The organism is Sphingopyxis granuli (assembly GCF_001559015.1).
GTDB lineage: Bacteria > Pseudomonadota > Alphaproteobacteria > Sphingomonadales > Sphingomonadaceae > Sphingopyxis > Sphingopyxis granuli.
The window spans coordinates 185,281-209,170 of sequence record NZ_CP012199.1; the positions used below are offsets into that span (position 1 = coordinate 185,281).

Sequence of the window (23,890 nt, forward strand, 5' to 3'; positions counted from 1 at the left end):
ATCAGCCTCCATAAGGTTCGAGAACGAGATCGCGGGTGACGATGACACGCACCGGGAATCCCGGCCTGATCGTCAAGGTCGGCGTCACTTGGAGTTGTCGACGGACGATCTGCTGGCCGGCTTCGTGGATGGTGTCCTGGCCGCCATCGCGAATTGCGCGCATGAGGCGGTTTTCGTCGCTGACCGCAAGTTCCGCGCCAACGGCCAGCAAGGTCGAGAGGCCGGCGGCCTTGGCGAGATCCCACCAGTGATAGTCCACGCCGTCCTGCAGACCGGTATAGCCCTGCGGATCAGCTCCGGGCTGGCGTTCGAGCACGATGGATCGTCCATTGGGGAAGATCAGGCGGCTCCAGACGAGCAGGACGCGCTTCTGGCCGAATTGAACGCTGTTGTCATACTGGCCGACGAGTCGTGTGCCCTGCGGCACGATAAGGATGCGACCCGTCGGGCTATCGTAGATATTCTCGGTCACTTGGGCCGTGATCTGCCCAGGGAGGTCGGACCGGATGCCTGTGATGAGCGCGGCCGAGATAACCGAGCCAGCTTGAAGGACATAGGGTGATGCCGGCGCCATGACCCGGTCGCCTGCCACCGTGCGCCGGTCAACGGGCGCGTTGAGGAAGGCCAGTTGACGATCCTGGGCCGTGGCGACGCCCGGCTGCACTCCGGCGCCGAGGCCCGGCAGACCCGGTGTGCCGAGGTCTGCGGGGGCGGTAGCCGCGGTAGGACCATTCTGGAAGAAGACCCGGCTGGTGCGAGCCGCCTCGATCTCCGCGAGACGACGCTGCTCTTCCGGATCGACCTGCGGTGCGGACATCGTGGGAGGAACGACCGACTGGCCGCGATTCTGCGCGTCGAGGATTGGGCGTCCGAGGTCGCCAGGCAGCGCCGGCCCGAGAACAGGGCCGGTATAGTCGCGGGGCAGCCCGGCCAGACCATCGGCCGTCGAACGGTTCTCAGTCGAATAGAGTTCCTCGTTGTTGCCGCCGCCATCCCTGGTTTGAAGGGCGTAGATGAGCGCGCCGCCAATGCCGATGCTGACGACGACGCTCGCGGTCGCCAGAACCTTGCGGGACAGGCGTGTGACGCGGGGCGGCTCGGCACGCAAGCGCATAGGCGCGCCGGACTCGGCCGGCGTCGCCGAGAGATTCTCCGGCTGTTGGTTGTTGGTGTCGTTGTCGATCATGATGCGGGCCTCCCGTCAGTACGGACGATCCTGACGGTCTGCTGACGATCGCCGCTTCCGAGACGCAGTTCGGCTGCACCAAAGATGCGATCGACGATCAGGATGTTCTGGTAGATGCGGCTGTTGACGATTTGCGGCTCGCCGTCGGAGCCGATGACGAAGATCGGCGGCATCTCGCCCTGGACGATGCCGCGCGGGAATTCGACGTAGACGCGCCGCCCATCGTCATAGACCGAGACCGGACGCCATGGGGGCGTATCGCCCGTCAGGCCATAGCGATAGTTGCGCGCAGTCGCGGCAGGAACGACGGGCCTCGCCGGGACGTTGGCGCGTTGGCTGGCTGGGGGCTCGGGATAGGCCCATGCCACGGCGGGCATATAGGGGTTCGTGCCCGCGCGCAGTTCGATCATGTAGACGCGCCGATCGGTCGTGATGACGAGATTGGTCGTGATGTCGGTCCTGGTCGGCTTCACGAGCACATGGACGCGGCGGGTCACGCCCGAGCCGCTTTCGGTGTCGCCGATAATCCACCTGGCCGTGTCACCGGCGGCGATCGGACCTGCTCCGGTCAGGTTTTCGCCCGGCTCAAGCGCGATGTTCGTGATCTGCCCGGGCGCGGCATAGACCTGATAGAGGGCCCCTTCACTCCAGGGATAGATCTGGATGGAGTTGTAATAGCCGTCTCGCCGCGGCTCGACACGCGCGGCGGCGTTGGCGTTCTCGACGCGCGCGGTCGGCGTGCTCGCGGAATTGCCGCCCCTGGCCGGGGTCCAGGCCGGAGGCGTATGCAGCGGACGTGGCCGCTGATCCGTGATGACTGCCGGGACCGACGGAAGTGGTGGAACAGTGCTGTCGTAGCTGATCTGCGGCGGTTTCGGCGCGGTGGCGCAACCGGCGAGGACGGTTGCGGACAGCAGGGCAGCCGCAAAGGCGGATTTACGGAAAACAGGAAACGCGGACCTGCGGAAAGACGGGTTCATGGCGTCATCTCCCGCGACCAGGAAATTGCATTGACGTAAATCCCCAGAGGATTGGCGCGCAGACGGTCCGCGTCGCGCGGCGTCTGGATCACAATGGTCAGGATCGCGGTCCAGCGTTCGGTCACGGCAAGCTGGCCATTCTCGTAGTGTCTTTCCGTCCAAGCGACGCGGAACGAGTCCGGAGAGGCGCGGATGACGCTGGAGACCTCGACGGCGACCTGGCGGCGGCCGACTTTGGTGAAGGGGTCGTTGGCGCGGGCGTAATCGTTGAGAGCCGCCGCGCCGCGATCGGTCGTCCATTCATAGGCTCGCAGCCAATTCTGCCGGACGATGATCGCGTCGGCCGGAATGGAGCGGACCTGTTCGATGAAGCGACCAAGATGCCAGGCGATCTGGGGATCGGTAGGGCGATAGTCGGCAGTCGCGGGAGCGACGGATTGGGCCTGGCCCAGGCGGTCGACCTGAACAACCCAAGGCACGACCGTTCCGCGTGCGGACTGCCAAACCAATGCGGCGGCAAAGCCGGCCGAGAGGATCAATGACCCGAAGGCCATATGGCGCCAGTTCTTGGCCTGGACACGGGCCGAGCCGATGCGCTCGTCCCAGACTTGCGCGGCCTTCTGATAGGGCGTGACGGGTTCGGGTGTCTTGCCATAGTGGGCGGCGGGTCGCTTGAAAACGCTCATGAGCGGTCACTTTCAGAAAGATTGATCGAGGAGCCCCCGCCGTGGCTGTCGCCTGAGCGAACGGCATGTGCTGCGAGGGTGGCGCCGTGTCCGAGAGAGCGATGGCGCTGCATGCGCTTGGCCCAATCAGGCGGGCCGTCTCGAGACGCCGAGGCGGGAGAGGAACCGGACGCATCGGCGGAGCCGCCGATGGTGCCCATCGTCGATGTGCCGCCGGTGGCGCCGAAGCCTGCCTTCGCGCCGTCCGAGAAGCTGGACTTCATGCTTTCGGCCGCACGCGAGGTCGCACGCTTCAACGGCGAGACCGTTGCAGCGCCAGCGGCGCGGGCGACACCGCCGAGGCCCGAGGCGACTCCTGCGGCGCCAGACTGACCGAGCGAGCCGAGGCTGTAGGCGGCGGCGGCGCCACCGGCGGCCGATGCGCCGCCACGCATCGCGGCGGCCCCGCCCGACATGGCGGCCGCGCCTCCCTTCACGGCAAGACCAGCGGCGCCTCCGGCGGCGAGCGCCGCGCCTCCGACGGCAAGGCCTGTTCCAACGGCAGCGCCGGCGCCGAGCTGAGGTCCTCCGCTGACGAGGCCAGCCGCGATCCCTGGGCCGAAGATGCCAAGGCCGAGAAGGGACAGGGCCGCGAGGACGACGGCCATGGCGTCGTCGATGGTCGGCGTTGCGCCGCCGAAACCTGCGGTAAAGCGGCTGAACAGAGTCGATCCAATGCCGACGATGACGGCGAGAACGAGAACCTTGATGCCGCTCGATACGACGTTGCCGAGAACGCGTTCAGCCATGAATGCGGTCTTGCCAAAGAGACCAAAGGGAATGAGGACGAAACCAGCGAGCGTCGTCAGCTTGAATTCGATCAAGGTGACGAAGAGCTGGATGGCGAGGATGAAGAAGGCGAGGATGACCAGCGCCCAGGCGAAGAGCAGGCAAGCGATCTGGATGAAGTTCTCGAAAAAGCTGATCCAACCCATCAGGTCGGAGATGGATTCCAGGAGCGGCCGCGCCGCATCGAGACCGGTCTGAGCGACCTTGCCGGGCCGCATGAGATCCTGCGCGGTGAAGCCGGTGCCGGAGGCTTTGAGGCCGAGCCCGGCGAAGGAGTCGAAGATGATCTTGGCGAGATTGTTCCAGTTGCCGATGAGGTAAGCGAAGATCCCGACGAACAGCGTCTTCTTGACCAGTCGCGCGATGATGTCGTCGTCGGCGCTCCAGCTCCAGAACAGCGCCGCGAGCGTGACATCAATGACGATCAGGGTGGTGGCGATAAACGCCACTTCGCCGCCGAGCAGTCCGAAGCCGCTGTTGATGTAGGAGGTGAAGACCTCGAGGAAATTGTCGATGACGCCTGCGCCGCCCATGGTTCAGCGTCCTTCTGCTGGCGGAGAGGCAGGAGTTGCCGGTCGGCCGAGGAAACGATCGCGGGTTTCGGCCCAGACGCGCATGCAGTCGGGATCGCTGGCCGCGGCCTGACCGAGCTGCTGGCATCGACGTTGGCCGTCGCGAAGGGGATCACGCACAGGTTCGAGGAGGCGCACCGGATCGGGCTCCGGCGTGCGCTCCTTCCTGGTCATCTCGATCGCCGTCGTCGTGATGGCGACGGCGACGAAGACGACGGCGCCCAACCGGGCCAGCATCTTGCCGTCCATGGGGAGTCCTCAGTTGCTGTTGCCGAACATCCGGGCGTTGCCCGGCTGGTAGCCGGAGCCGGGCGTCAGGAACCGCCGACGCTGTTCACGTCCCTGCTCCGCCGCCGCCGCGCGTTCGGCCTCGGTGAGGGCTTGGGCGCGGCCGTTGGCGGCGGCGACCGCGGTGAGATCGGCGAGCTGCTGGGCGAGGAGCGCGAGAAGCTGGTTGCCTGCTTGCGTCGCCTGCAGCGCGCCGGTCGCGCCTTGGCTCTGATCGACCAACGCCGACATCTGCGCGCGGTTGGTGTCGATATTGGCAACCACGCCTGCCTGCACGCGCATGGCGTCCTGAAGTCCACCCACCGTATTCTGCCAACGTGAGCGCGCGCCATTGACGAGTTCGGTGTCGGACGCGGTGAGCGAGGCCTTCCCGTATTGCTGCTGAAACATCTGGTCGATGTTCTGGACGTCGTAGGCGATGTTCTGTGCCTGCCGCAGGAGCTGCTGCGTGCGCTGGACGTTTTGCTGGAGTTGCTGGAGCGACGAATACGGCAGGCTGGCGAGATTGCGCGCCTGGTTGATGAGGCCCTGCGCTTCGTTCTGGAGCGAACGAATCTGATTGTTGATCTGCTCGAGCGAACGCGCTGCCGTCAGGACATTCTGGGCGTAGTTGGTGGGGTCATAGACCACCCACTGCGCGGCAGCCGGAGTCGAGAGTATTGGCGAGACCGCGAGCGGCGTCGCCAGCATGGTCGCCGCGAGCATGAGCGCGCGCCGGGGGGAACGATAGGTCTTCATAGTCAAGCCTCCTTCTCGGGCTGCTGGGGGATGAGGTTGGTGAGATCGGGGATGAGGTCTGCAGCCCATTCGGCGCCGCGCAGGCGCAGCCAGGCGGCAAGGAAGCCGTCGCGGCCGTGCTCGGCGACGGTGCGGGCGATCAGCGCCTGATCGGTCTTGGAAGAAGCGGCCGCGAGCGCGAGGCCGACTTCGGAAAGGCCCAACTCGAAGAGGCGGTTTCCCCTGCGGCTCTGGCAGTAGTAGTCGCGCTTGGGCGTCGCCCTGGCCAAGATCTCAATCTGTCTGTCATTCAAGCCAAAGCGGCGGTAGATCGCCGTGATCTGCGGTTCGATCGCGCGCTCGTTCGGTAACAGCAGCCGTGTCGGACAGCTCTCGATGATCGCTGGCGCGATACCGCTGTTGTCGATGTCCGACAGCGACTGCGTGGCGAAGATGACGCTGGCGTTCTTCTTGCGCAGCGTCTTCAGCCATTCGCGGAGCTGGCCAGCGAAGGCGTCGTCATCAAGCGCCAGCCAGCCCTCGTCGATGATGAGCATGGTCGGCGAGCCGTCGAGGCGGTCTCCGATACGATGGAAGAGATAGGACAGGACGGCCGGTGCCGCCCCAGTCCCGACCAAGCCCTCGATCTCGAAGGCCTGCACCGAGGCCGAGCCGAGCTGCTCGAATTCGGCGTCCAGCAATCGGCCGTAGGGACCGCCGACGCAGTAAGGTCGCAGCGCCTGCTTCAGGTCGTTGGACTGCAAAAGGACCGTGAGGCCGGTGATCGTCCGTTCCTCAACAGGAGCCGACGCGAGCGAGGTCAGCGCCGACCAGATGTGCTCCTTGACGTCGGGTGTGATCGGCACACCCTCGCGGGTCAGGATGGAGACAAGCCAGTCGGCAGCCCAGGCGCGTTCGGGCGTGTCGTGAACGCGGGAAAGCGGCTGCAGCGAGACCGAGGAGTCGAGGCCTTCGGACAGGTTGCCGCCCAGATCGTGCCAGTCACCGCCCATCGCGAGGGCGGCGCTCCGGATGGAGCCGCCGAAGTCGAAGGCGAAGACCTGGGAGCCGGCGTAGCGGCGGAACTGCAAGGCCATGATGGCGAGCAGGACGGACTTGCCCGCGCCGGTGGGGCCGACGACAAGGGTGTGGCCGACATCGCCGACATGAAGGGCAAGCCGGAACGGGGTCGAGCCTTCGGTCTTGCCGAAGAGCAGTGGGGGCCCTGCAAAATGCTCGTCCCGTTCCGGTCCCGCCCACACCGCCGAGAGCGGAATGATGTGAGCGAGATTGAGCGTCGATATCGGAGGCTGACGCACATTGGCGTAGACATGGCCTGGCAGTGTACCGAGCCAGGCATCGACGGCGTTGATGGTTTCGGTCATGCAGGTGAAGTCGCGGCCCTGGATGACCTTCTCCACGAGCCGCAGCTTTTCGCTGGCGAGGCGCGGATCGTCGTCCCAGACGGTGATGGTCGCGGTCACATAGGTCTGACCGGCGAAGTCGGCGCCCAGCTCCTGCAGGGCCAGATCGGCGTCCGCCGCCTTGTTGGCGGCATCGGTATCAACGAGCGCGGAGGCTTCGTTGGTCATGACCTCCTTGAGGATCGCCGCGATCGACTTGCGCTTGGCGAACCACTGCCGGCGGATCTTGGTCAGCAGCTTGGTGGCGTCGGTCTTGTCGAGCAGGATCGCGCGGGTCGACCAGCGATAAGGAAAGGCGAGCCGATTGAGATCATCGAGAATGCCGGGCGTGGTCGCGGTCGGAAATCCCACGATGGTCAGGACGCGAAGGTGAGACACGCCGAGGCGTGGTTCGAGCCCGCCGGTCAGGGATTGATCGGCGAGCAGCGCGTCGAGGTAGATCGGGGTTTCGGGGACACGGACGCGATGTCGCTTCGTCGAGACCGTTGAATGCAGGTAGGTCAGCGTCTCCGCACTATCGAGCCACGCGCATTCGGGCATGAAGCCGTCAAGCAGCCCCACGACGCGATCGGTGCGGTCCATGAAAGTCTTGAGAACTTCATGCGGATCGACGCCGCTGTGCTCGCGCCCCTCGTAAAGCCAGGCTTCGGTGCGTGCTGCGTCCTCGGCCGGTGGCAGATAGGCAATCGTGAGGAAGTAGCTCGATACGAAATGGCTACCCGCTTCTTCGAAATCGGCCTTGCGTTCGGCGTCGAGCAGCGCGGACGCCGCGTCCGGAAAGAAATCCGATGGATAGTGGGAGGCCTCGTAGCGTTGCGCCTCCACGAAGATCGCCCAGCCGGAACCAAGGCGACGAAAGGCGTTGTTGAGGCGGCCGGCGACGGCCACCAGCTCGGCGGCGACGGCAGAATCGAGATCAGGTCCGCGGAAGCGTGCGGTGCGTTGGAACGAACCGTCCTTGTTGAGGACGACGCCCTCTTCGACGAGGGCCACCCAGGGCAGATAGTCGGCAAGGCGTGTGCCGGTGCGGCGGTATTCGGCGAGGTTCATCATGGCGATGACTCCGTCAGACGGACAGATGACCGGGGATGCGCAGGTGCCTGCGTCCCACCTCGACGAAGAGCGGGTCGCGCTTGGCCGCCCAGACCGCCGCGAAGTGGCCGATCGCCCAGATAGCGAGGCCGACGAGCCAGAGGCGCAAGCCGAGGCCTACAGCCCCGGCCAGCGTGCCGTTCATGATCGCGATCGAACGCGGAGCGCCGCCGAGCATGATGTGCTCAGTCAGCGCCCTGTGGACCGGAACCGTGAAGCCCGGCACCTCAGCGAGCTGTTCGAGGCCAGCGGTCATCAGATCACCGCCCCGCCGCCGAACGAGAAGAAGGACAGGAAGAAGCTCGACGCCGCGAACGCGATCGACAGGCCGAAGACGATCTGGATCAGTCGGCGGAATCCGCCTGAGGTGTCGCCGAATGCCAGCGTCAGACCGGTGACGATGATGATGATCACGGCGATGATCTTCGCCACCGGCCCCTCGATCGATTGGAGGATGGATTGCAGCGGCGCTTCCCACGGCATCGAGGAGCCGGAGGCGTGAGCGGCCTGGGTGAAAAGCACGCTGATGGAAACAGCGGCAGCGGCGGTCGCCATGGTGTGGCAGCCGCGCGCGAAGGTGCGGATCATGTGTTGTCTCCTGTGGTTGAGGTGGCAGGGGTGATGCGGTAGTCGCCGTCGGGGCCGAGGCCTTCGACGCGGGCGAGTTCGGCGAGCCGGCGCGCGGAACCGCGGCCGGAGAGGACGGCGACAAGGTCGATCGTCTCGGCGATCAGGGCGCGTGGGACGGTGACGACGGCTTCCTGGATGAGCTGCTCGAGGCGGCGCAGCGCGCCGATGCCCGTGCCGGCATGTATGGTGCCGATGCCCCCGGGGTGGCCGGTGCCCCAGGCCTTGAGGAGATCGAGGGCCTCGGACCCGCGCACCTCGCCGATCGGGATGCGGTCGGGGCGCAGGCGCAGGCTGGATCGGACCAGATCGGAAAGCGTGGCGACGCCATCCTTCGTCCGCATCGCGACAAGGTTGGGCGCGGCGCATTGCAGCTCGCGCGTGTCCTCGATGATGACGACGCGATCCGCGCCCTTGGCCACCTCGGCGAGCAGCGCGTTGGTCAGCGTGGTCTTGCCAGTGCTGGTGCCGCCCGCGACGAGGATGTTGGCGCGGGATATGACGGCCTCGCGCAGCGTCACAGCCTGGGTGGCGGTCATGATGCCGGCGGCCACGTAGTCTTCGAGGGCGAACACCGCGACGGCCGGCTTGCGGATGGCGAAGGCCGGCGCAGCCACGACGGGGGGCAACAGGCCCTCGAACCGCTCCCCTGTTTCCGGCAGCTCGGCCGAGACGCGCGGAGCGCGGGGATGGACTTCGACGCCGACATGGTGCGCGACGAGGCGGACGATACGTTCGCCATCGGCGGGAGAGAGCGTTTCGCCGGTGTCGGCAAGACCTTCGGAGAGGCGATCAACCCAGACGCGGCCGTCCGGATTTAGCATCACTTCGATGATGGATGGGTCATCCAGGAACCGCGTGATGGCGGCGCCGAGGGCTGTACGCAGCATGCGCGAACTGCGTGTGCGCCCTTCTGTATTGTCATGTATCGCCGCCATCTTGTCCCCGCTCTGGCTGGGAACAATTCAGACGGTCCCCGGACGGGGATGATTAAAAGGGCCCGAAATCGGGCTCCTTCAACAATATTCGGGCGTAGTAGTAGCGCAGCGTGCAAATACAGGAGAACGGCGGTGCGCCTGCAAGAATGCTCGCTAGAATGCTTGCGACGAAAGCGGAGACTACGAAGAACGACTCGGCCGAATTCGCGTCGACGGTCTCCTTGCGCCTTGCGCCGCTCGATGATGGTAACGCGTCGCGCCGATGATATCGGATATGAGGCGCTTCCAACATTACTTACTCAGACGCTGGTACGTCGTCCGAGACTTCCTGCCTGAGCTTTGGTCCGCTCGCCAGCCGTCGACCCAGTGCGATGATGAACGCCTCGTAGCGCTCTCCAGCCTTGGCGCGCGCCGCTTGGGCGGCGGGCTCGGGAAGCGCCGGTGTTGTCGCCAACCAGAACTTGATGAACACAGCCAAAGTTTCCACCGAGATTCCGACGTCGCGCTCCATGCGCGTCAGTCGGCGGTCGAGCTGATCGAGGCGCTTCGCAACGACGGCCTCACGCCGCTCGGCATCATCCGGTGACAGAAAGGACGCGATCGCGGCCTCGGCGATCATCGACTGCGACTGGTCCCGGCGCGCGGCATAATTGCCGAGCATCGTCATGACATCGGGGTCGAGGTAGACCGAGATCTTCACCTTCTTCGTTCGTCCGGCCATGGGCCTACAGCTCCATGCCGTCATTGGGGTCGAGGGAGACCTGACGGGCGACACCTTGCATCAGGCGGGTCATGCGGCGGTTCTGCATCGCTTCTTCATCAGGCTCCTCCGGAAGATCGAACTCGAATTCGTTCTCGATCGGAGCCTTCTTCTCCTGGGGAGCCGTGCGATTGAGCTCGGGCTGATGGCGGCGCTCGGATTCGGTCGGGTCTTCATCGGACGATGTGGAAGCCGCCGTCGCGTCGATCCCCTCGGGGCGCGTCGGAACCGGCAGGCTGCTCCAGTCGTCCGCGCGCCCCTGTGCCGGTTTGGCCAGCACCGGCGGCGCAAGAATGCGCTCCTTGAAGCGGCTGTCCTCATAGTAACGGGCCTTCTTCGCGCGGATCGGCGGCGTCCCTGCGACCATGACGATTTCGTCGGTGGGCGGGAGTTGCATGATTTCTCCAGGGGTCATCAACTGGCGGGCGGTTTCCGAACGCGACACCATCAGATGGCCAAGCCATGGCGAGAGCCGGTGCCCTGCATAGTTCTTCATGGCCTTCATTTCGGTGGCGGTCCCCAGAGCGTCGGAGACGCGCTTGGCGGTGCGCTCGTCGTTCGTGGCGAAGCTGACGCGCACATGGCAGTTATCGAGGATTGAATTGTTCGGGCCGTAGGCCTTCTCGATCTGGTTGAGCGATTGGGCGATGAGGAAGCTTTTGAGACCGTACCCCGCCATGAAGGCCAGCGCCGACTCGAAGAAGTCGAGGCGGCCCAGAGCCGGAAACTCATCGAGCATCAGCAACAGCCGGTGCCGCCCGGCCTTGGCCTGCAGATCCTCGGTCAGGCGCCGGCCGACCTGATTGAGGATCAGCCGGATCAGGGGCTTGGTCCGGTTTATGTCGGAGGGCGGCACGACGAGGTAAAGGGTGGTCGGCCGCTTGCCCTCCACCATGTCGGTGATGCGCCAGTCACAGCGCCGCGTCACCTCGGCCACGACCGGATCACGATAGAGGCCGAGAAAGGACATGGCGGTGGACAGCACGCCGGAGCGCTCGTTGTCCGACTTGTTCAGCAGCTCGCGCGCCGCGCTGGCGATCACGGGATGGGGTCCCGCCTCGCCGAGATGAGCGGTCTTCATCATGGCGGCGAGAGTCGATTCGATCGGCCGACGCGGATCGGAGAGGAAGGCGGCGACGCCGGCGAGCGTTTTGTCATCCTCGGCGTAGAGGACATGCAGGATGGCGCCGACCAGCAGCGCGTGGCTGGTCTTCTCCCAGTGGTTCCGCTTCTCCAGCGAGCCTTCCGGATCGACCAGGATGTCGGCGATATTTTGCACGTCGCGGACCTCCCACTCGCCGCGGCGCACCTCGAGCAAGGGATTGTAGGCCGACGACTTCGGATTGGTCGGATCGAACAGCAATACGCGGCCGTGCCTAGCACGGAAGCCACCGGTGAGCTGCCAATTTTCTCCCTTGATGTCATGGACGATCGCTGATCCCGGCCAGGTCAGAAGCGAGGGCACGACAAGGCCGACGCCCTTGCCGGATCGCGTCGGCGCAAAGCACAGCACATGCTCGGGTCCATCGTGCCGCAGATACTCGTGATCGTAGCGGCCGAGCACGACGCCGTCCGGTGCAAGCAATCCGGCGGCCTTTACCTCGGCTTTCTCGGCCCAACGGGCGGAACCGTAGGTCGCGACATTCTTCGCCTCGCGGGACCGGCGGACGGACATGGCGATGGCGACAGCGATGGCGATGAAACCGCCCGATGCGGCGATGATCCCGCCTGTGGCGAACACCTCCGGCGCATAGGCGTCGTAGAAGTACCACCACCAAAAGAGCGAGGGCGGGTAGTAGATCGGCCAGCCCGCCAGCTCGAACCAGGGTTCGCCGAGTTGCCCCTGAAAGCCGAGGCGCCAGGCCGTCCATTGCGTCGCCGTCCAGGTCGTCACCACGATGATGGTGAAGACGACAGCAATCTGACCCCAAAGGACCTGGCCTCCACGCACGCTGGCTCCAATCGACGAATGAGATGGAGCCATTCAGAGAGTAGCCGGACGCGGGACAAGCAACAGGAAAGATGTAGGCGAAGTACAGCCGAAAACTGTGGCGCGCACATAGGACGGTTTCGCCCGACGGTCTTTCTCCTCGATCCGGCTAGAGGCCGAGCCCCCGCTTGCGGCCGAAGCTCCAATCGACGCCGCCATCATTGCGGGCGACCCCCGAGACATGACGGCCAAGCTGCTTCTCGAGCGAAGGGCTCCAGGGCACGAGGTGGAAGCCGAGGCCGTCGTCAATCATGGCGAAGCGGCCGGAGGCGAGCGTGAGGCGCTGGCGATAAGCGCCGGCGATGAACTCGCCATTCGAGGCCGGCTTGTGCGGCAATCCCGTCTCGGCCGCGAGCTTGGTAGCGACCGTGTCGAGTTCGCGGCGGCGCAGGGTTTCGATCAGGTTCCGGGCGAAGACGATCCGCCTGCCCTGGCGTTCAGCCAGCCCTTGCCCGACCAGATGATCGGCGCGCCGGTCGAGCGCGTCGCGGACCTCAGCGCCGAAGCCGCCATCGGAAAGCGAGGCCGGCTCGCGAGCGATGGCCTGCCGGTCCAGCCAGGTGCTGCCGGACGCCGTGACCTGGGAGGTGAGGTCGAGATCGGAACGCACGGCGATCGCGACGCGGCGTTCGCCCTGCGCGTCCTCGAATTTGCGCAACTCGACGATCGAACCCGGAGCGCTGTCGCCGGCGGCGTCGAGATGGGGCAGCTTGATGTGGTGAGTTCGCCCGTCGACCCCGTCGACCACGGCATAGGCCGTACCCTTCAGCTCATCATCCAGCCCGCGCTCAACCAGGCGACCGATGATAGGCACGTCGAGGCTTTCAGCGGCGATGATATAGTCGGCCGAGCCGCGCTCGATGCCGCGCTCGGTCAGGGCGCGGTGCATGCGCTTGATGATGTCGCCACGCTCGCCGAGTTCGCGCAGGACCGACTCGGCCTCGGGCTTGATGAACCATTGCGAATGGCCGACCTGTCCCGCGACGCCGAGGACTTCGAGAGTGCGCAGCCGACCGACCTTCAGCGCGTGGAATTCGTCTGGCGTCTGATCAGCACGTGGCGCGAGATCGGTGATGCCGGTCTTGCCCGCGTCGCGGACAAGCTGCCGGTCGAGCTGCGTCCAGCGCTCGGTCTCGATCTGCCGTTCGAGCGTGCGGCGGATATCCAGATCGGTGCGCGGCCCCAGCTCCTGGGTGATGAGTTCGCGCGCCCGGTCGCGCATGCCCTCCTTGATGTAGTCGCGGGAGATGACGAGGTCCTGGCCGTCGTCACGGACGCCGCGCACGATCAGGTGGACGTGAGGATGCTCGGTATTCCAGTGGTCGACGGCGACCCAGTCGAGCCGCGTGCCGAGATCCTTTTCCATCTGGCCGACTAGGTCGCTGGTGAAGGATCGAAGATCCGACATCTCCAGCGCGTCGTCCGGCGAGACGATGAAACGGAAATGATGCCGGTCGTCCTCGCAACGCTCGGCGAAGGCGCGGCCGTCCGCCTCGCCATCACCCGGCCCGAAAAGCCGCGCCTTCTCTCCGTCACGGGTCACGCCGTCGCGGCGCAGATAGTCGAGGTGGGTGCCAAGCGGCGCCGATCGCGCTGAGTGCCGCACGACGCGGGCCTTGATGACGGCGCCGCGCGTGCGGGCGGTGATGAGCCTGTTGGCCTGGATAGAGGCGCGCTGGCCGCGTCCGAACCGCGAGCGGTTGCCGGAGACGACGCGGCCTGAACGCGACACGCCGCCGCCGGCCTTCTTCGCGGCCGCGAGCGCCTGGGCGATGAAGGGGCGAACCGACTGCGCGCGGGTCGAGCGAATGCGGCCAGGCCGGACACGGAATTCGTTTTCATCGGCCATGGCGCAGCCCCGCACGGTGCGAAAATTCGCGCAAGCCCAATGGATTGCGGGTTCGGCGCACGGTGCGCGTAACCCCGGCACGGCGCGCAACGCGTCTAAAAATGCAGCAAAAACAACCAACCGACCGAAGCGCACGGTGCGCCGTTTTATCCTGCCATCGTGCGGTTGTTGTGCCTGTCTCCCTCCTTCGCGCCCTCCATGACACGCTGGAGCCCGATCCGGTGCGAATGCGAAGCCGCGCCATCATTGCGGGTCTCCGGTATCATCGCGGGCAAGAACGATGGGCGTTGCCTGCGGTCCTCCGTCGCCATCCGGTGCAGCCGGAAGGGACGAGCGGCTGTCGAGTGAGCGGCCGCCGAATGGTGTCCCGACGGCAGAACGAGCGTCGGCGGATCGCGTGACGAACAGTGGGGCCTCGCGCCAATCGGGCGGCGGAGGTGCGGCAGCGGGCGCGCCTCTCGACAGCGCTGCGGAGCCGAGCTGAGGGGCGAGAAGAGCGACATAGGCGCGGGTTTCGGCGGGTAGCGCACGCCCTGTCGCGAGGTGCTCGTCGTAGCGGCCGGGTCCTGCATTGTAGGCCGCGAGCATGGCGGGGATCGTGCCATAGCGATCGTACATCTCGCGCAGATAGGCCGTCCCCGCGAGGATGTTGTCGCGTGGGTCGTAAGGATTGCGACCGAGCCGATAGCGCACGCGAAGCCCTGCCCATGTGTCGGGCATCACCTGCATCAGGCCCATGGCACCGGCCGAAGAGATCGCGCGCACGTCGCCGGCGCTTTCGGCGCGCTTGACGGCGATGATCCACGCTTCGGGAATGCCGAAGCGCTGCGAGGCTTCGGCGACGTAACCGGCGTGCGGATCGACGGATGCCGTGCGCGCCGGTGTCGAGGTCTGCGCGCGAACGGGCAACGCCGCGTTCGCTGTCAGGACCAGGCCGGAAAGGAGAAGAAGGACGGCGCGCTGCATGGCGTCAGTCCTTTGCGTCGCGCTTGGACGGACGGCTCCAATGCAGGGACCAAGCCGAACCGGCGTCGTCGTCACGGAAGAGATTGGCGCGGATCGGATGCGGAAAAGCGGGATCGTCTATGACTAGCGCGACGTACTCGCCGGCGCGTTCGCCGGTGCGCATCCAGCCCGCGCCGACTTCTGGACCTTCGTCACTGCCCTGGTGAACGCGGTAGTCCGGCGCGTTCTCCGTCTCGGAGGGTTCGGCCGGGATGATGGCGAGATCGCAGGCGAGCGTCAGCGTGTGAATCTGCCCGGTGAAGCCGTTTGCTTCGCGAGTGAACATACCGATTTGCATGGGAAGTCTCCTTGGTTGCGGGTGGAAAAATGGAAGCAATCAGCGCGTCGGTGCGCGCCAGACGAAGCGGCCGTCGCCGTCTTCGTCGGTCCAGACGGGCGTCGCGCGGCCGATCACAGCGGTGTCGGCAAGCGGACCGAAGTAGCGCCCGTCGAGGCTGTCAGCCGCGTCCGGATTCATGAGGAAGACTTCACCGGCGACGAGCCGTCGGCAGCCTTGCCAGATCGGCAGTTCGCGACCGATGCGGTCGCGATCGCGGGCATCGCCGAGCGGCACGTTATCGACGGTGATCGCCATGCCGGTGCGACAGACGCGCTGTCCCGGCAGCGCCATCACGCGCTTCAGCAGCGGCAAATCGGGACCGATATAGCCGCGCCGGACCATGAAACCGGCCAGCGGTTCGGGTGGCAGGACGGCGACCAGATCGGTGACTTCGAGCCGATGGGAAGGCGCGATGCTGTAGAGTCCGATCGGGACGCTGGGCGTGACGTTCCAGACCAGCTTGGTGGATGTCGGCACGGCGATGGCGAGCGCCACGCCGAGCGTGGCGATAGCCGTGGCTTTGACATAGCCGGAACGGGTCATCCTTGGATTTCCCGCCGCTTGAGCCACGCCAGATGGCGCTCGGCCGTGTATGGACGCGGTGCGTGACCGGCCTGTGCCCGATGAGCGACGTGACGCCAATGGTCCGGCGCGACGTCGCAGGCATCGACGCCGAGCGCTTCGATGGCGTCGATGTGCCGAAGCACGTCCTCGACTTTCGGCCAGCCCTCAACCTTCAGCAGGATTTCGCCGCCGGGGCGCACGAAGGGAACCGTCTGATAGGACTGACCCGGCACGATCGCGCGCAGAATGTCGATGCGCGAAATGATGGTGCCGTAGTCGTTGGCGGCCCAGCGGACGAAGGCGAAGACGGCGTTCGGCTGGAAGCCGACGACACGCCGACGGCGGTCGAGAATCTGTTCGTGGGCTTGGCGACCGAACCTGATCCAGTATTCGATCTTCTTCTCCACCCACGTCAGTTCGACATGGGTCATGTCTTCGTGGGGCTGTGCAGGCGGCATCGGACCGCCGCGCACGCGGGGGGCCGCAGTGCCGGTCATGAGGGGGCTCCATCGGTTGGAGGAAATTCGCGCTCGAGCAGCGCGCGCAGCATGTCGGCGACGGTGACACCGCGCTGGAAGGCGATGATCTTGATGCGGCCGCGCAGATCCGGCGTGATGTCGATGGTCAGCCGCGCGGTGAAGCTGGAAGCGGCGGCATCGCGTGGCGGCGTGTCAGCCGCCTTGATCCATTGCTCAGCGTCGGCGGGGCGCTTGGCGAAGCCGCGTCGCGATGGGCGCTCGCTCATGTGCCCGCCCTCCCTGCGCGAAGGCGGCTGATTTCGTTCACGAGCGCCGCGACCTCGCGGGCCGCCGTCGCCGCCTCGTCCAGCTCGCAGACGAGGCGGCCGGTCTGCGCGGCCGAAGCGAAGGCGATGCGCTGTCCGATGGTTGTGGCGAGCACGGGCGGGTCGTGATCGGCCAGCATCTCGGCGGTCTCACGCGCCAGGACTGTGCGGGCGCCGCAGCGGTTGAGAACGAAGCGCGCCAGAAGATCAGGCCGGTAGATGCGAGCTTCCGCGAGGAGCGCGAGCATTTCGGCCGACGCCCATCCGTCGAGCGGCGACGGCTGCACCGGGATCAGGACGAGATCGGCGGCGAGCAAAGCCGAGCGCATCAGCGCGGCGACGCGGGGCGGACCGTCGATCACCACATGATCGACATCGCGCGCCAGCTCGGGCGCCTCCCGGTGCAGCGTGTCGCGCGCCAGGCCGACGACGCCGAAGAGGCGCGGAAGGCCTTCGCGACTACGTTGCTGCGACCAGTCGAGCGCTGACCCCTGCGGGTCAGCGTCGATAACCGTGACGCGCTTTCCGCGGCTGGCCAGTTCACCAGCGAGGTTGAGGGCGAGCGTCGTCTTCCCGACGCCGCCCTTCTGATTGAGGAACGCGACGATCATCGCACCCCTCCCGAGCGGTCTCGGAAAGGACGCTGACCGGCTTGGGATCGATCGTCGAACAGCTTCGTCTGCGCGCTTTTCGGGTCAGCGGCTCTGCGACCGGAAGAAGCCGCGCTGAGGTTGCGCGCCGTCGCACGGATGAGGTTTTCCACATCGCACGTGCGCTCTTCAGAGTTAGATTCTTGGTTAGACTCTAAGTTAAGGGGCCGATTTCGGCTTTGCTTTCTGTGTGTTAGACCCTGTTTGGGTTCCTGATAGCACGAGCCAAGGGTTCCCGATGGCACGATAGTGCGGGTTCCCGATAGCACGAGCCCGTCCACAGGTTTTCCACAAGGTGGGTGCGGCTCGAAGGCGAGCAGAACGCGGCCGCCAATCTCCACCTCCAGAAAGAGGGCGTAGCCGGGGAGCGGCTGGCGGCGGACGATATCGCGCAGTTCGAAGGCGAAGCGCTTGAACGGCGAGAGGCTGCCCGACTTCTGGTGAAGATGACGCAGATCGAAACGCCACCCCGCCCGCTGGCGGCCGCCGTGCTTGCGCACCAGGCGATAGAGCCAACGGTCGAGGCCGCCGGTCAGATCGAAATAGGTGCGGTCGATGGTCAGGACGAGCGCGTCATCGAGCACGGCCTTGTAGAACCAGTCGGGGACGATCAGTTCGATCCCGTCGGGGCGGCCGTTACCGTCGGTGCGCTCCTGCCACTCATTGATCCATGAGAAGCGATGGCGGCGTCCTTCGGCCGGTTGTCGGATCGAGGTGGAAACGGTGGTCGACTGCAGGCGGTCGAGCGCGGCCTTGAGCCGTTGGTAGTCGCGCAAGCTGGTGCCGCGACCGACATAGGTGAGAATCTCGTAGGGAGTGGCGGCCATCAGGCGCGATGTGCGCAGCCCGGCGTCACGCGCCTCGACGATCTGGCTCGCCGCCCAGATCAGGATGTCGGCGTCCCAAATGGTCGCCATGCCATGATCGGGCACCGCTTCCACGCGGATCGCGACGTCGCCGGCGGCGAAGTCGATCGGCGCGGTGCGATGGGATTTGGAAAGAGAGAAGAAGGGATAGGTCATGAGATCCTGCGCGTCTCTTGGCGCGAAGTCGCCAGGGAGCGCCCGAAACAGGTCGAGCTGTCCGCGCTCCGATGGGTGACGACGCCGCACCGCCATGAACGGACCGGGCGCGATCAGCGTGCGAAGCGACCGACGGGCTGGCCCGTCGATGGCGTCTGGCGTTTGGCAGGAAGGACCGAACCGCGCGGGTCGGAGGTCGAGGTGACGGCGCCACGGTCGGCCCAGGTTTCAAGGTCGTCGACGGAATAGACGACGCGGCCGCCGAGCTTTCGATAGGCCGGGCCCGTCCCGTAGGTGCGGTGCTTCTCCAGCGTGCGGGCTGAAAGGCTGAGGAATTCTGCGGCTTCCTTGGTCCGCAGGAAGCGTGGCGGTAGAACGGCGGTATCGGGTCGCATGGATCGGGCCTCCGTGGTGTTGCGGGAAGCCGCTGCGGTTCAGCGGCGAACAACGACCACGGTGGCGAAGGAAGGGCGACGGGAGGGATGAGGAACTTGCGGAGCTAAATTCCTCACCCCTCAGGGCGATCACGAGCGACGGCGGTGACGAAGCATATTGAGATACCCGCCGTTGATGGCGTCGAGGCCGCCTTTGACCAGGCCGATCACCGAGGCGCGTAGAGGCGAGGTCTTCCACGACTCGGCCGAAATGCGCGGCTCGCCGTAAATCGCTATGGCGATTTCGCGATAGCTCGCGCCGTTCATGTGACCGTCGGCCGCCTGAATCATTCGGCGAAGACGACGGCGCTGCTGCTGGGTCATCCGCGTATCGGGCGGCGGTCTTTGGCCGCGAAGGCTGCGCCAGAGTCGCGTTAGCGTCTCGATCCGGCCGAGCATATCGGCATCGAACGGGATCATTGCGACGACGGGTTTTGTCGGGTCGCTGCCGGGCATCATGAGAGTCTGAAGGGGAGAATCGCCGCCATAGAAAGCGAGTTCTCCTTCAGGGCTGTCGCGGGTGATATCGAGCGGGCTAAGCGGAGGCGCTTCACCGAGCGACAGATGTTCTGGAGCCGGCGCCAGCGTGAGAACGGAGGGGACGACGGCAGGCGACCAGAGGACGGATTGTGTCAGAGCGGACAAACCCGGCCGTGCGGGGAAATCGCAAACCCCACTGTTGCTGTGCTTCCAATGGCAGCGGCTCGGCCACGTCCGTCTCTTCCAGGATCTGGCGATAGGTTCGTTGGTAGGGTTCGTGTCGCCGCAGGCACTCCCACGCCAGCCCCTCGATCGCAAGCTGATCGAAGTAGTCGTAAGTGGGTGTCTCTCTCCAACGAGAAGTATCGGGCCTCATATTCAACCCCGCCTTGGATTGCGCAAGTCGAGCGAGAATTGATTCCCTCGCATGGAGGTTGTGGGAAGCCAGAGAGCCGGCACCGCGCGGTGCCGCGGCGGCACCGCGATGACGAAGCGCCCGTTTATGCCAGTCAGTTGCAGCCTTCGCGCAGAAGCAGCCGATATCCGATCTGCGTCATCCAGCGTGCGCGCTCCAGATGGCCGTCGTGGACGCGACGCGCGCGCTCGGGGTCGCGGTGCGGGTCGATGCCGAACAAGATTTCGACGGCTTCCCGCCAATCCGCGCCGTCGGCAGTGGCATCAAGCAGGCGCATATAGAGCTTGATGTGCGACCTGTCGTAGTCGGTCAGCTCCTGGCCGGAGGGCGGATCATCGTCAAAGGGAACAACCATGGCGTAGCTCGCTCAACTTGAGCCCATTTTCTCGCTGGATTTCATGCGGGATGGAGGTCTCTCGAGAAACGACGGATACTGACTCGGCGAAAGCTCTTTGCTGCAACCAGTCACGTCTTTCGATTTCCGCGATCGTCAACGAGCAGCACTCCATGTCCTCGGTCAGTTGACAGGAGAACGATGCCTGCTGCTTCAAGCGCCCTGCGAACTTGATCGCGCGTGGTCTCGTACACCTCGAGTCCGCTTTCGGATTCGAGGCGCTTGAGCGCGGTCAGCGATACCTGGGCCTTGTCAGCGAGCGTCTCCTGTGTCCAACCCAGCAACGCGCGCGCGGCCCGTGATTGTCGGGCGGTGATCATGCATGATCACCGCCCATCAGGGCCAATACGCACTCCAGAACTACGACTACAATAGTCGCTCTTGATCGCGACGTCACCAGAAATGAGCATCGGCGACGCCGGTGCGCGACTCGGACTATCGTTTGATGACGCGGGTGATTCGGTCGAGATGCGGTGGCGGCCCCGGCCTTTCGGCCGGGGCTTTGTCCGCCTCAGTCGGTGCGGCGGCCGTTGGGCCGGGACCAGATGAGGGAGAAGGTGTCGCCGTCCTCGTCGTCGAAGAGGTTGGCGTAGATCGGGGCGTTGAAGCTCGGATCGTCAAGCTTGAGGCCCAGATACTCGCGGCCCTCGTTGGAGCGCTTGGACCAGGCGGCGCCGATTTCGGCGCGGCCGACCAGGACCCGGTGGCTGGGGGCGTTCTCGCCGCTGGCGCGCAGGTCGGGGACGATGCGGACGTTCTTGGCCTGGACGCTGAGGGTGACGATGTCGCCGGTGTATTCGTTCGAGGCGGTCTTCTTGAAGGTGCCGATGGTGGCCATTGTAGGTCTCCGTATCCATTTTCGAGCCCGCACCATTGCGGCCTCGATGGCGATCGGCAGGCCGGAGGCGGGCGACGACACATCGCTTGCGACCGGAGCACCGCGGAGGATGGCGCAGGCGCGACTTTGTTGTTTCGCGAGGAATGACGGCGCAGCCGGCAGGGGAAGAAAGTCGCGACGCGCCATTGTGGCATAGGCGCTCGAGGCGCAGCCGTCCTTCGGCCAGATCAGGCCATTGAAGAGGCCGTATGGAGCGGTCGCTGAATGGACAGAACGCGGAGACCCAGGCCACACGCTGCCGCCAAAGACTCGCCGGACGTCACCGACTCCATCGCCTCATTCCGGGCCATCGCACGCAACCTCTGTCCCAGACGCCAACAGCAAGATCGCACCGCTCGCCGGAGATGGTCGGCTTGCCGTTACAAACGCTGCTCCCCCATCCGCTCAATACGCGGCCGCCTGCCCGGGACTCGCCTTGGCATTCCGTGCGCTCGCCTGCTCTGTGCCATCCGAAAGGACACGAACGTGATATCTCTCTTAGCCGGGGCCGTTCACGGCTTTCCGCATCAGACGCGAGACAGTTGGCCCGCCGAAGGGTCGGAGGCCGCCATGCCGATGATCCGCGCGAAGGCGGTCACGCCGACAGCGACAGCTCCGATGATCGAGAACACGATCTGCCAGGTCTCGGACGGCATGGTGTGTTTCACGACGCCATGGGTGGCGTGGAAACCCGCGATCACCGCAGGCGCGACAAAGGCGATGGCGATCAGGAGGCGCGCCCAGATCGGGCGGACGGTGGCGAGCAGGAACTGGCCGACGCCGAAGGTGAGACCAGCCCCGACGAAGCCGACGATGATCGCGCCGAGCCATCCGGCGCCCGTGCCATACGCCCACATGCCGAGGCTCACGCCTACGAAGAACGGGAGCGCATAGACGGCAAGCGTTAAGAGCAGCCAGCAGAGGAAGCCAATGGCGGCGAAACTGAGAAGAATGCCAAGGAAGATCATGGTGGTTTCTCCGTGAGAATGGTCTGACGGTCGCGCCTCCACCACCACCACGGCGCTGCTCTATTCTAGCAGGGAATAGCGCCGTCGGGAACGGAAACCTATCGGTATCCGCTTTGGCCGGACGGCCGTCGCCCCGTCATGGGGCGAACGGATCGATCTCACTGACGATCTCGGTTTCATCGCCGTCGAACTCGTTGGCGGTTGTGACCGAGAGAGTGCCGTCGCCGGCTCGGAAGATGACGATGACGGCCATCAAGGTGGTGGCGAGGCTGAAGGCGTAGGCGTGGGCGTCGGGGAAGGACATTGCTCCGGCTCCTGTTTGAGCGGAGGACCATCCCCCGCTGACAGGCGCCCGAAGTGTCCGGCCGTGGGCCGCAATCACCGCGCAGGCGCAGCCGGAGCGGCGGCACGCGTCTCGCGTAGTCCGACCCTTTACGGGTTGATGGCGTCAGGCCCGCGGCCGGACCAAGGATCAGCGCAATGGGGTGTGGTCGTTTTCGCTTCAGGAGCCGTGGGCGTCCTGACGTGCATGATCAAAGACCGTTTGAGCGAGTTCACGCACAATGTCGCAGGCATCATCCGCAAATCCCGCCGGCCAGGCTCGCGGACCGCCGCGCTGAAATCCGCCGCGCTGAAAATACGGATGAAGCTGATCGACAACGAGCGCGAGTCGGGATGGCAGGTTCAGACCGGCGCGTTCGGCGTATCGGGCTGCCCGATCGAGATTGTGACCGATCTGCGCACGGTTCCAGGCGTCGGTGCTTGCGGTGCGGAGCAGATGAGATTTGAGCAACAACTCGGTGGCGATGGCGATCGAGTGAAGGGCTAGGCTATCGATGGATTTCTTGGCCGCCCAGACGGCGCAGTCGAGTTGAGACATGGCGTTTCGCCGGAACGTCTCGGAGAGATGAAGGTCCGGCGCGAAGTCATCTGGGAATGGTAGAAGGTCCGGCATCGCGCCAAGATGCCAAGATATCAGAAATATCCAACCCGGTTGCTGCGCCTGATTTGCATTGATTTACACGAGGCATGGCGGAGTTCCGACCTTCGGGCACGTCGACGTCGGTTGGAGGCAACAGCCGAGGGCGGCGCTTACGCGCCGCCCGATCCGAACCGATAGACCGGAATACCCAGCTTGCGGGCCTTGTCGGCGAGATTGTCCTGAATGCCCGTTCCGGGGAAGATCACGACGCCGATCGGCATGACGGTCAGCATCTGATCGTTGCGCTTGAAGGGCGCGGCCTTGCCGTGCTTCGTCCAGTCGGGCTTGAAGGCGATCTGCGGCACTTTGCGGCTGTCGGCCCAGCGGGCGGCGATCTTCTCGGCGCCTTTGGGCGTACCGCCGTGCATCAGCACCATGTCGGGGTGCTTGGCGTGGATCTGGTCGAGCTTGGTCCAGATGGCCTGGTGGTCGGTGGTGTCGCCGCCGGAGAAGGCGATCTTCGGCCCGGCCGGAACCAGCAGCTCGGTTTCCGCGCGTCGCTTGGCGGCGAGGAAGTCGCGGCTGTCGATCATCGCGGCGGTGAGATGGCGATGGTTGACCCGTGATCCGGTCCGGGGCGACCACGGCGAGCCGGTGACGCGAAGGTAATGCTCGGCGGCGCTTTCGCGGAAGACTTCCAGGCTGTCGCGGCGTTCGATCAGGCTCTTGCCCATGTCGATCAGGTTCTCGAGCTGCAGCGACTTGACCTCGGATCCGTCCTGTTCGCGCTGGAGGCGCTTCTGGCCCTGTTCGTTGTCGTCGAGCGTATCTTCGACGCGGCTGACGGCGCGGTGGAACATATTGACGGTCGACCAGAGCAGTTCGTTGAGGTCGTGATCGAGGCTGGTGTCGGCCAGGGTGGCGATGAGGGCGTCGAAGATGTCTGCGACGGCTCCTTCGATGACGCGGTCTTCCGGAACCGGGCGGGGATCGGGTTCGTCCTCGGAGGGGCGGTAGCCGTAGAGCTGGAGTTCCTGCAGCATGTCGTTGGTGGGAGACGAGTCGTGGTGCGGTTCGAAGTCGTCGTGCTCGTTCATG

The 23,890-nt window shown here is 65.4% G+C and carries 29 protein-coding genes and 1 pseudogene; 1 reads left to right on the forward strand and 29 read right to left on the reverse strand.

From position 1 onward, the window contains the following. Window position 1: 1 nt before the first annotated feature. The 28 genes and pseudogenes from SGRAN_RS00880 to SGRAN_RS22480 form a co-directional block, all read right to left on the reverse strand. Window positions 2–1,114 carry a TrbI/VirB10 family protein gene (locus SGRAN_RS00880; RefSeq protein WP_210434227.1) on the reverse strand — a complete coding sequence of 371 codons (1,113 nt, stop codon included), beginning with the start codon at window positions 1,112–1,114 and terminating at the stop codon, window positions 2–4. A gap of 68 nt (window positions 1,115–1,182) precedes the next feature. Then, complete coding sequence (trbG, locus tag SGRAN_RS00885; RefSeq protein WP_067179898.1) at window positions 1,183–2,166, reverse strand: P-type conjugative transfer protein TrbG; 984 nt, start codon at window positions 2,164–2,166, stop codon at window positions 1,183–1,185. Further along, entirely contained in the window at window positions 2,163–2,852 is a 690-nt protein-coding gene (gene trbF, locus SGRAN_RS00890; protein ID WP_067179902.1) for a conjugal transfer protein TrbF, read from the reverse strand. Before trbF ends, trbG begins: the two co-directional genes overlap by 4 nt. Continuing rightward, entirely contained in the window at window positions 2,849–4,213 is a 1,365-nt protein-coding gene (gene trbL, locus SGRAN_RS00895; protein WP_067179906.1) for a P-type conjugative transfer protein TrbL, read from the reverse strand. The genes trbF and trbL overlap by 4 nt, the downstream gene beginning before the upstream one ends. Before the next feature lie 3 nt (window positions 4,214–4,216). Beyond that, window positions 4,217–4,501 carry a putative entry exclusion protein TrbK-alt gene (gene trbK-alt / locus SGRAN_RS00900; RefSeq protein ID WP_067179908.1) on the reverse strand — a complete coding sequence of 95 codons (285 nt, stop codon included), beginning with the start codon at window positions 4,499–4,501 and terminating at the stop codon, window positions 4,217–4,219. Between the two features lie 9 nt (window positions 4,502–4,510). Continuing rightward, window positions 4,511–5,278 carry a P-type conjugative transfer protein TrbJ gene (gene trbJ / locus SGRAN_RS00905; protein WP_067179912.1) on the reverse strand — a complete coding sequence of 256 codons (768 nt, stop codon included), beginning with the start codon at window positions 5,276–5,278 and terminating at the stop codon, window positions 4,511–4,513. A gap of 2 nt (window positions 5,279–5,280) precedes the next feature. After that, window positions 5,281–7,734 (reverse strand): conjugal transfer protein TrbE, encoded by a 2,454-nt coding sequence (trbE, locus tag SGRAN_RS00910; RefSeq protein WP_067179915.1) that lies wholly within the window; start codon window positions 7,732–7,734, stop codon window positions 5,281–5,283. Between the two features lie 13 nt (window positions 7,735–7,747). Beyond that, the gene (locus SGRAN_RS00915) at window positions 7,748–8,029 is read right to left on the reverse strand and encodes a VirB3 family type IV secretion system protein (RefSeq protein WP_012561370.1); all 282 of its coding nucleotides are present in this window, start codon (window positions 8,027–8,029) and stop codon (window positions 7,748–7,750) included. Next, the gene (locus tag SGRAN_RS00920) at window positions 8,029–8,328 is read right to left on the reverse strand and encodes a TrbC/VirB2 family protein (RefSeq protein ID WP_455363804.1); all 300 of its coding nucleotides are present in this window, start codon (window positions 8,326–8,328) and stop codon (window positions 8,029–8,031) included. The genes SGRAN_RS00915 and SGRAN_RS00920 overlap by 1 nt, the downstream gene beginning before the upstream one ends. A 29-nt stretch (window positions 8,329–8,357) precedes the next feature. Beyond that, the gene (gene trbB / locus SGRAN_RS00925; RefSeq protein WP_455363798.1) at window positions 8,358–9,290 is read right to left on the reverse strand and encodes a P-type conjugative transfer ATPase TrbB; all 933 of its coding nucleotides are present in this window, start codon (window positions 9,288–9,290) and stop codon (window positions 8,358–8,360) included. 343 nt (window positions 9,291–9,633) lie between these two features. Next, window positions 9,634–10,059 (reverse strand): CopG family transcriptional regulator, encoded by a 426-nt coding sequence (locus tag SGRAN_RS00930; RefSeq protein ID WP_067179918.1) that lies wholly within the window; start codon window positions 10,057–10,059, stop codon window positions 9,634–9,636. Between the two features lie 4 nt (window positions 10,060–10,063). Further along, window positions 10,064–12,049 carry a conjugal transfer protein TraG gene (locus SGRAN_RS00935; protein ID WP_067179921.1) on the reverse strand — a complete coding sequence of 662 codons (1,986 nt, stop codon included), beginning with the start codon at window positions 12,047–12,049 and terminating at the stop codon, window positions 10,064–10,066. Between the two features lie 148 nt (window positions 12,050–12,197). After that, a complete protein-coding gene (locus SGRAN_RS00940) occupies window positions 12,198–13,937 on the reverse strand; it encodes a relaxase/mobilization nuclease domain-containing protein (protein ID WP_012561376.1) in 1,740 nt (579 codons plus the stop codon). Between the two features lie 243 nt (window positions 13,938–14,180). Beyond that, a complete protein-coding gene (locus SGRAN_RS00945; RefSeq protein WP_012561377.1) occupies window positions 14,181–14,903 on the reverse strand; it encodes a lytic transglycosylase domain-containing protein in 723 nt (240 codons plus the stop codon). 4 nt (window positions 14,904–14,907) lie between these two features. Beyond that, complete coding sequence (locus SGRAN_RS00950; protein ID WP_067179924.1) at window positions 14,908–15,240, reverse strand: DUF736 domain-containing protein; 333 nt, start codon at window positions 15,238–15,240, stop codon at window positions 14,908–14,910. Between the two features lie 39 nt (window positions 15,241–15,279). Then, a complete protein-coding gene (locus SGRAN_RS00955; RefSeq protein WP_067179927.1) occupies window positions 15,280–15,825 on the reverse strand; it encodes a S26 family signal peptidase in 546 nt (181 codons plus the stop codon). Continuing rightward, window positions 15,822–16,343, reverse strand: a complete 522-nt coding sequence (locus tag SGRAN_RS00960; protein ID WP_012561380.1) for a DUF2840 domain-containing protein — start codon at window positions 16,341–16,343, stop codon at window positions 15,822–15,824. The genes SGRAN_RS00955 and SGRAN_RS00960 overlap by 4 nt, the downstream gene beginning before the upstream one ends. Beyond that, window positions 16,340–16,591: a ribbon-helix-helix protein gene (locus SGRAN_RS00965; RefSeq protein WP_012561381.1), complete on the reverse strand. Its 252-nt coding sequence runs from the start codon at window positions 16,589–16,591 to the stop codon at window positions 16,340–16,342. The genes SGRAN_RS00960 and SGRAN_RS00965 overlap by 4 nt, the downstream gene beginning before the upstream one ends. After that, on the reverse strand, window positions 16,588–17,241 hold the full coding sequence (parA, locus tag SGRAN_RS00970) for a ParA family partition ATPase (RefSeq protein ID WP_012561382.1): 654 nt from the start codon (window positions 17,239–17,241) through the stop codon (window positions 16,588–16,590). The genes SGRAN_RS00965 and parA overlap by 4 nt, the downstream gene beginning before the upstream one ends. A 335-nt stretch (window positions 17,242–17,576) precedes the next feature. After that, window positions 17,577–18,398: pseudogene (locus SGRAN_RS00975) on the reverse strand (replication initiator protein A); the annotation flags it as partial. A gap of 17 nt (window positions 18,399–18,415) precedes the next feature. Beyond that, entirely contained in the window at window positions 18,416–18,697 is a 282-nt protein-coding gene (locus SGRAN_RS00980; protein ID WP_012561384.1) for a helix-turn-helix transcriptional regulator, read from the reverse strand. Between the two features lie 129 nt (window positions 18,698–18,826). Then, a complete protein-coding gene (locus SGRAN_RS00985) occupies window positions 18,827–19,381 on the reverse strand; it encodes a DUF2285 domain-containing protein (RefSeq protein ID WP_012561385.1) in 555 nt (184 codons plus the stop codon). Next, window positions 19,287–19,592: a transcriptional regulator domain-containing protein gene (locus SGRAN_RS23215; protein WP_244396124.1), complete on the reverse strand. Its 306-nt coding sequence runs from the start codon at window positions 19,590–19,592 to the stop codon at window positions 19,287–19,289. The genes SGRAN_RS00985 and SGRAN_RS23215 overlap by 95 nt, the downstream gene beginning before the upstream one ends. Before the next feature lie 133 nt (window positions 19,593–19,725). Further along, window positions 19,726–19,986 (reverse strand): DNA -binding domain-containing protein, encoded by a 261-nt coding sequence (locus SGRAN_RS00990; RefSeq protein ID WP_012561386.1) that lies wholly within the window; start codon window positions 19,984–19,986, stop codon window positions 19,726–19,728. A 110-nt stretch (window positions 19,987–20,096) separates the two neighbouring features. Next, the gene (locus SGRAN_RS00995; RefSeq protein WP_012561387.1) at window positions 20,097–20,345 is read right to left on the reverse strand and encodes a helix-turn-helix domain-containing protein; all 249 of its coding nucleotides are present in this window, start codon (window positions 20,343–20,345) and stop codon (window positions 20,097–20,099) included. Between the two features lie 191 nt (window positions 20,346–20,536). After that, entirely contained in the window at window positions 20,537–20,863 is a 327-nt protein-coding gene (locus SGRAN_RS01000) for a DUF736 domain-containing protein (RefSeq protein WP_026782237.1), read from the reverse strand. Between the two features lie 566 nt (window positions 20,864–21,429). Further along, window positions 21,430–21,870: a hypothetical protein gene (locus tag SGRAN_RS01005; RefSeq protein ID WP_012561389.1), complete on the reverse strand. Its 441-nt coding sequence runs from the start codon at window positions 21,868–21,870 to the stop codon at window positions 21,430–21,432. Between the two features lie 136 nt (window positions 21,871–22,006). After that, window positions 22,007–22,174: a hypothetical protein gene (locus SGRAN_RS22480; RefSeq protein WP_012561390.1), complete on the reverse strand. Its 168-nt coding sequence runs from the start codon at window positions 22,172–22,174 to the stop codon at window positions 22,007–22,009. A gap of 225 nt (window positions 22,175–22,399) precedes the next feature. On the opposite strand from SGRAN_RS22480, the gene SGRAN_RS01010 reads away from it, so the two are divergent. Further along, on the forward strand, window positions 22,400–22,699 hold the full coding sequence (locus SGRAN_RS01010; protein ID WP_012561391.1) for a hypothetical protein: 300 nt from the start codon (window positions 22,400–22,402) through the stop codon (window positions 22,697–22,699). A 263-nt stretch (window positions 22,700–22,962) separates the two neighbouring features. Here SGRAN_RS01010 and SGRAN_RS01015 read toward each other — a convergent pair whose 3' ends face one another. After that, the gene (locus tag SGRAN_RS01015; RefSeq protein ID WP_012561392.1) at window positions 22,963–23,889 is read right to left on the reverse strand and encodes a DUF2493 domain-containing protein; all 927 of its coding nucleotides are present in this window, start codon (window positions 23,887–23,889) and stop codon (window positions 22,963–22,965) included. Between the last annotated feature and the right edge of the window lies 1 nt (window position 23,890).